Source organism: Herbaspirillum sp. UBA812, from assembly GCF_002296545.1.
Lineage (GTDB): Bacteria > Pseudomonadota > Gammaproteobacteria > Burkholderiales > Burkholderiaceae_D > Herbaspirillum > Herbaspirillum huttiense.
In genome coordinates this window covers 1-5,968 of record NZ_DBIC01000122.1, presented here as the reverse complement: position 1 = coordinate 5,968, position 5,968 = coordinate 1, and the positions used below count along the sequence as shown (strand labels likewise).

Sequence of the window (5,968 nt, the reverse complement as noted above, 5' to 3'; positions counted from 1 at the left end):
GGCGGGAATGAAGCAATCGCCGGAACGCCCCCGTCTCATGCGCTGATCCATTCATATTGCCGCGCGAGAACGTGAGCGCGCCGTTCATGGCATCTGCTCAAATTTTTCATCTGAAATAAGTTTTACCCGCCCGGATCCCGCTGCTATCTTGGAACCGGTTCCAAAAGATTCATATAAATGAGCAGCCCGGAGCCTTCAGACAAATCAACCGACGCAGTTCAACGATTTGGCGGGCAATAGTGAGACAACACACCAAGACCGGCACCGACCGGGTCACCATCGCGCAGGTTGCGCGGGAGGCCGGGGTGTCCAAGACCAGCGTATCGCGTTACCTGGGCGGCGAATTCGACGCGCTCTCGGCACCGCTGCGCGACCAGATCGGCAAGACCATCGCGCGCCTGGGCTATCAGCCCAGCCAGATGGCGCGCGGGCTCAAGGGTGGCCGTACGCGGCTCATCGGCATGCTGGTGGCGGACATCCTCAATCCCTATTCGGTGGCCGTGCTGCATGGCGCGGAAGCGGCCTGCCAGAAGCATGGCTACACGCTCATGCTGTGCAACACCGGCAATGACGAGGCGCGCGAGAAGCAGTCGCTGGCCGCCCTGCATTCCTACAGCGTGGAAGGCCTGCTGTTCAACACCCAGGGCCGCAACGTGACGCCGCTGCGCGAGCTGGGTCAGGCGGCCTTTCCGGTGGTGCTGCTGGACCGGCACGTGGAAGGCTGCGACTTCGACCTGGTCGGCCTCGACAACGTCAAGGCCGCGCAACTGGCCACACATCACCTGCTGGCGCAGGGCTATACGGATATCGCACTGGTGGTGCAGCCGCTGTTCGGCGTGAGTTCGCGGCAGGGGCGGCAGGCGGGATTTTTGCAGGCGATGGCGCAACGTCCCGATTGCCATGGCGAGACGCTGGAAGTGGATGTGGACCAGCCCGGCCATGTGGCCACGGTCGTGCGCGAATATTTCCTGCGCCGGGCGGCCGCCGGCAGCACGGGGCGAGTGGCCCTGCTGGCCGGCAACGGCATGGTCTCGCTGCAGATCGCGCTGGCCTTGCAGAGCATGTCGCTGTGCTTTCCGGATGACGTGGGCCTGCTGTGTTTCGATGAACTGGCATGGTCGCCGCTGGTGGGCAGCGGCATCAGCACCATCGAACAACCGACCTATGACATCGGCTTTACGGCCATCGAACGCTTGCTGGTCCGCATCCACGGCGAGCGCTCGGTGCGCATGGAAATGCTGCTGGATCCCCGCCTCGTCTGCCGCGGTTCGACCGCCAGTGTGGACGGCCATCCGCAGCGTGCGCTGGTGAGCGGCATCGTGAGCAAGCTCCGGCCCGCGTCAACGGTGGCAATGGCGCAAACAAGCGGCAGTTAAACCCGGCGCTGGAACCGGTACCAAGGTGCAGGTTTTTGACCGTCGCACTGCGCACTACTGGTAAGACCTTGAAACAGGACTGCAGAGCTGTTCAGTAAAGGTAGCGCCCGTATTTCAGCATCACGCAACCGTATTACGGCCTTCCGGCCGCATCACAGACCTGCAAGCGGGAAGCACAAGCAGGCAGCAACAAAGAGGGGCAAGCGAGTCCCTGCGGCCGCGCACCAGCGGGCAGCGGGATTCGGTGCCTGTCGCACTCAACGGACTGCCGTCCACACGGCATTGATTGATCAGGAGACCAGGATGAGCATCAAGAACATTTTCAACGCAAAATTCGTCGCACTGACGCTGGCCGCTGCCTGCGCAGTGGCCAGCGCCGCCAGCGCCAGCGCGCAGAGCATCGCCGAGCTGACCAAGAAGGGCAAGATCACTATCGGTGTGGTCAGCGGCACACCGCCCTTCGGTTCGGTCGATGCCAAGGGCGTGCCCATCGGTTATGACGTCGATGTGGCCAACCTGATCGGCAAGTATCTCGGCCTGCCGGTGGAGATCGTGCCGCTGGTGCCGCCAGCCCGTATCCCGGCGCTGGAATCGGGCAAGGTCGACATGCTGGCCGCCACCTTGGCGCCCACGCCTGAGCGCGCCAAGTCGGTGCTGTTCACGATTCCCTACAGCGGCTTCGAGCTGTCCATCGTCGGCCCGGTCGGCAGCAACTACAAGAAGCTGGACGATCTGGTGAAGAAGAAAGTGGGCGTCTCGCGCGGCTCCACCAACGACACCGCACTGACCCGCCTGGCCCCTCCGGGCACGGTGCTGGTGCGTTTCGAGGATGACTCCACGGTGACCCAGGCGCTGCTGTCGAACCAGGTCGATGCCATCTCCATTCCCAACACCATGGCCAATGAAATCGTCAAGAGCCGTGGCCAGGGCAAGATCGAAGTCAAGTTCCCGTACTCGGTGCAACCCAATTCGATGACCGTGCGCAAGGGCTCCTACGAGCTGCAGCAGTGGCTCAACAACTTCATCTACTACGTCAAGCTCAACGGCGAACTCGATGCCATCTCGCGCAAGTGGGCCGGCCCGCTGCCCAACCTGCCGGTGTTCTGATTCCGTCAACCGGAATCTGTCTTGCAGAAGCGGCTGCGCAGCCATGAACTGCGCAGCCTGAGAAGAACAGATCACGCGCCGTTCAGGGGATGAACGGACGGCGCGGGTTTGTCGGAGGAGCACACGATGCATTACGATTTTCAGTTCGCATTCATCTTCCAGCACCTGGATCAGTTGCTGGTCGGCGCACTGCTCACCATACGGCTGAGCGCGCTGTCGATGATCTGCGGTTTGGCCGTCGGCATTTTCGGCGCCATCATTTCCATCCACGGCAGCGCACCGGCGCGGCTGGCGGTCACCTCCTATGTCGAGCTGATCCGCAGTACGCCGTTCCTGGTGCAGTTGTTCATCATCTTCTTCGGCCTGCCTTCCATCGGCGTACAGGTCGATGCCAACATCGCCGCGCTGGTGGCCATGACGGTCAATCTCGGAGCCTACTCCACCGAGATCGTGCGGGCCGGCATGATGGCCATCCACCCTTCGCAGATCGAGGCGGCGCAGGCGCTGGCCATGACGCGCGGGCAGGTGATCCGGCATGTGGTGCTGACACCCGCGCTGGAAAAAGTCTATCCGGCACTGGCCAGCCAGTTCACGCTGATGATGCTGGCCTCCAGCATCGTCTCGGCCATCTCGGCTGAGGAGCTGACGGCCACGGCCAACCTGCTCGATGCCGAGACCTTCCGCAGCTTCGAGATCTACCTGGTGGTGATGGTGCTCTACATCCTGCTGGCATTGCTGTTCCGCCTGGCCTTCTGGCTGATCGGACTGGTGGTCTTCAAACGCCGTCGCCGCCTGGGCGTGGCTCGTCCGAGGAGGATGTGATGCTCGCTGAATTTTCCTTCGATAATTTCATGTTCCTGCTGGAGGCGGCACGCTGGACGCTGCTGCTCTCGGCATTGGCCTTCATCGGCGGCGGCATCGCCGGCTTCATCGTGGCCCTGATGCGTACCTCGCACCTGGCCCCGCTGCGGCTGCTCTCGGCGGTGTACATCCAGATCATCCAGGGCACGCCGGTGCTGATCATCCTGTTCCTGTCGTTCTACGGACTGGCGATCTTCGGCTACAAGCTCCCGCCCATGGTGGCCGCCACCATCGCCATGACGATCTATTCCAGCGCCTATCTGGGCGAGATCTGGCGCGGCTGCATCGAGGCCGTGCCGGTGCCGCAGTGGGAAGCGTCGACTGCCCTGGCCATGACGCGCTGGCAGCAGCTGCGCTACGTGATCCTGCCGCAGGCGGTGCGTATTTCGCTGCCGCCGACCGTGGGCTTCCTGGTGCAGATCGTCAAGAACACCTCGATCGCCTCCATCATCGGCCTGGTGGAACTGGCGCAGGCCGGCAAGCTGGTCAGCAATGCGACCTTCCAGCCCTTCCTGGTCTTCCCCATCGTGGCCGGTATCTACTTCGTTTTCTGTTATCCGCTGTCCCGTTTCGCTTTTGCCCTGGAGAGGAAATACCATGCCCATCGTTGAGATTGACAACATCACCAAGCGCTTCGGCAGCAACCAGGTGTTGAACGGCATTTCGTTGTCGGTCGAGCGCGGCCAGGTGGTGGCCATCATCGGCCGTTCGGGCTCCGGCAAGAGCACCATGCTCCGTTGCATCAACGGGCTGGAGACCATCGACGGCGGCAGCATCACCGTGGCCGGCCACAAGCTGACCAACAAGCACGAACACCTCATCGAATTGCGCAAGGATGTGGGCATGGTGTTCCAGCATTACAATCTCTTTCCGCACCTGACCGTGGAGGAGAACATCATGCTGTCACCCCGCATCGTCAAGAAGACCGCCACCGACACTGCCCGCGAGACCGCCATCAAGGTCTTGAAGCAGGTCGGCCTGGACCACAAGCGCGACGCCTATCCCGAGCAGCTCTCCGGCGGCCAGCAGCAACGCGTGGCCATTGCCCGCTCGCTGGCCATGGAGCCGCAGGTGATGCTGTTCGATGAAGTGACCTCGGCACTGGACCCGGAACTGACCGCCGAAGTGCTGAAGGTCATGGAAGAGCTGGCACGCGGCGGCATGACCATGCTGCTGGTGACGCACGAGATGGAGTTCGCGCGCCGCGTGGCGGACCTCACCGTCTTCATGCACCAGGGCAAGGTGTGGGAAGCGCGGCCTTCGAAGGAATTCTTCGCCGATCCGCAGACGCCGGAAGCCAGGCAGTTCATCGGTGCAGGGGCGCTCAAGTGAGTCCGGTCCTGGTCGCCGCCTCGGCCTATGGGGCGGACCTGGTGCGGCGGGGCGGTCATGCCGACCTGGTCCCGATGGTGGCGGCGGCCGGGGCGGCTGGCCTTGAAATACGGCGTGAGCTCTTCGATGGTCCGCAGGATTTGCCAGCCTTGCGTGCGCTGTTGGAGCAGCACAAGCTGTTCTCGGTGTATTCCGCGCCGTTGGAATTGTTCCGTGCCGATGGGCGGTTTGATCGCGAGCAGATCGGGCAGGCGATGAACGAGGCCGAGGAGCTCGGTGCACGTTTCCTGAAGGTATCGCTCGGCCATTTTTCTGCAGGCAGTGATCTGCAATCATTGCTGCGCTTCCTCTCGCATTCCCCCATCGAAGTCCTGCTGGAGAACGACCAGACCCCGCAGGGCGGACGGCTGGAGCCCATCGTCAGCTTCCTGGCGCTGTGCACCGGCAATGGCTATGCCTTCGGCATGACCTTCGATATGGGCAACTGGCACTGGCAGGGCGTCGATCCCGAGACCGCCGCGCGCTCGCTGGCACCGCACGTGCGCTACGTGCACTGCAAGGGCGTGCAGGAAGACAAGGGCAAGCTCAAGGCCGTGCCGCTGCAGGCGCAGGATACGCATTGGCCGGCCATGCTGGCGCATTTCCCCACGGGCATCCTGCGGGCCATCGAATTCCCGCTGGTGGGCACGGATCTGGAAGAAACGACGCGCCGCCATGTGGCGATGCTGGCGGCCGTCTGAGGACAAGCACAATGACGATGCAACTGGATGTGGTGACCTGGGGCGAAGCCCTGGCCTTGCTGGTGGCCGATGAAGTCGGCCCGTTTGAGGAAGTGGAAAAATACACGCGCCGCCTGGCCGGTGCCGAGACCAATGTGGCCATCGGCCTGGCACGCCTGGGTTTGAAGGTGGGCTGGGCCAGCCGGGTCGGCAATGATGCCTTTGGCCGTTTCATCCGCAAGCGGGTGGCGCAGGAAGGGGTGGAGGTCAGCCGCGTGCTGACCGATATGGAATTCCGCACGGCCATTCAGTTGAAGGCCAAGGCAGTCGATGGAGCAGACCCCGCCATCGAGTATTACCGCAAGGGATCGGCCGCCAGCCATCTGTCGCTGGAGGATTTCGACCCGGCGTATTTCGGCGCGGCGCGACACCTGCACGCCACCGGCATCGCACCGGCCTTGTCGCCCACGACGATGGCCTTTGCTCATCACGCCATGGAGTTCATGCGGGCGCAGGGCAAGACGATTTCCTTCGACCCCAACCTGCGGCCGATGCTGTGGCCCTCGCGCGAAG

Annotated in this window: 7 protein-coding genes; all 7 read left to right on the top strand. The window is 63.1% G+C overall.

The window, feature by feature from the left end; all coding sequences use genetic code 11:
* Window positions 1-239 precede the first annotated feature (239 nt).
* The gene (locus B3873_RS07885; protein ID WP_286865114.1) at window positions 240-1,376 is read left to right on the top strand and encodes a LacI family DNA-binding transcriptional regulator; all 1,137 of its coding nucleotides are present in this window, start codon (window positions 240-242) and stop codon (window positions 1,374-1,376) included.
* Window positions 1,377-1,679: 303 nt separating this feature from the next.
* A complete protein-coding gene (locus B3873_RS07880; protein ID WP_039787735.1) occupies window positions 1,680-2,483 on the top strand; it encodes a transporter substrate-binding domain-containing protein in 804 nt (267 codons plus the stop codon).
* Between the two features lie 126 nt (window positions 2,484-2,609).
* Window positions 2,610-3,305, top strand: coding sequence for an amino acid ABC transporter permease (locus tag B3873_RS07875; RefSeq protein WP_034332369.1), 696 nt, complete (start codon window positions 2,610-2,612; stop codon window positions 3,303-3,305).
* Window positions 3,305-3,955 carry an amino acid ABC transporter permease gene (locus B3873_RS07870; protein ID WP_121038556.1) on the top strand — a complete coding sequence of 217 codons (651 nt, stop codon included), beginning with the start codon at window positions 3,305-3,307 and terminating at the stop codon, window positions 3,953-3,955. The genes B3873_RS07875 and B3873_RS07870 overlap by 1 nt, the downstream gene beginning before the upstream one ends.
* On the top strand, window positions 3,942-4,676 hold the full coding sequence (locus tag B3873_RS07865; RefSeq protein WP_134221841.1) for an amino acid ABC transporter ATP-binding protein: 735 nt from the start codon (window positions 3,942-3,944) through the stop codon (window positions 4,674-4,676). Before B3873_RS07870 ends, B3873_RS07865 begins: the two co-directional genes overlap by 14 nt.
* A complete protein-coding gene (locus tag B3873_RS07860; RefSeq protein ID WP_286865110.1) occupies window positions 4,673-5,416 on the top strand; it encodes a sugar phosphate isomerase/epimerase family protein in 744 nt (247 codons plus the stop codon). Before B3873_RS07865 ends, B3873_RS07860 begins: the two co-directional genes overlap by 4 nt.
* Before the next feature lie 11 nt (window positions 5,417-5,427).
* The coding region (locus tag B3873_RS07855; protein WP_286865108.1) for a sugar kinase at window positions 5,428-5,968 on the top strand (541 nt) is incomplete at its 3' end.

Coding starts and splice junctions, on each gene's coding strand:
- B3873_RS07880 (WP_039787735.1), top strand. CDS start 1,680: ATGAGCATCAAGAACATTTTCAACGCAAAATTCGTCGCACTGACGCTG.
- B3873_RS07875 (WP_034332369.1), top strand. CDS start 2,610: ATGCATTACGATTTTCAGTTCGCATTCATCTTCCAGCACCTGGATCAG.
- B3873_RS07870 (WP_121038556.1), top strand. CDS start 3,305: ATGCTCGCTGAATTTTCCTTCGATAATTTCATGTTCCTGCTGGAGGCG.
- B3873_RS07865 (WP_134221841.1), top strand. CDS start 3,942: ATGCCCATCGTTGAGATTGACAACATCACCAAGCGCTTCGGCAGCAAC.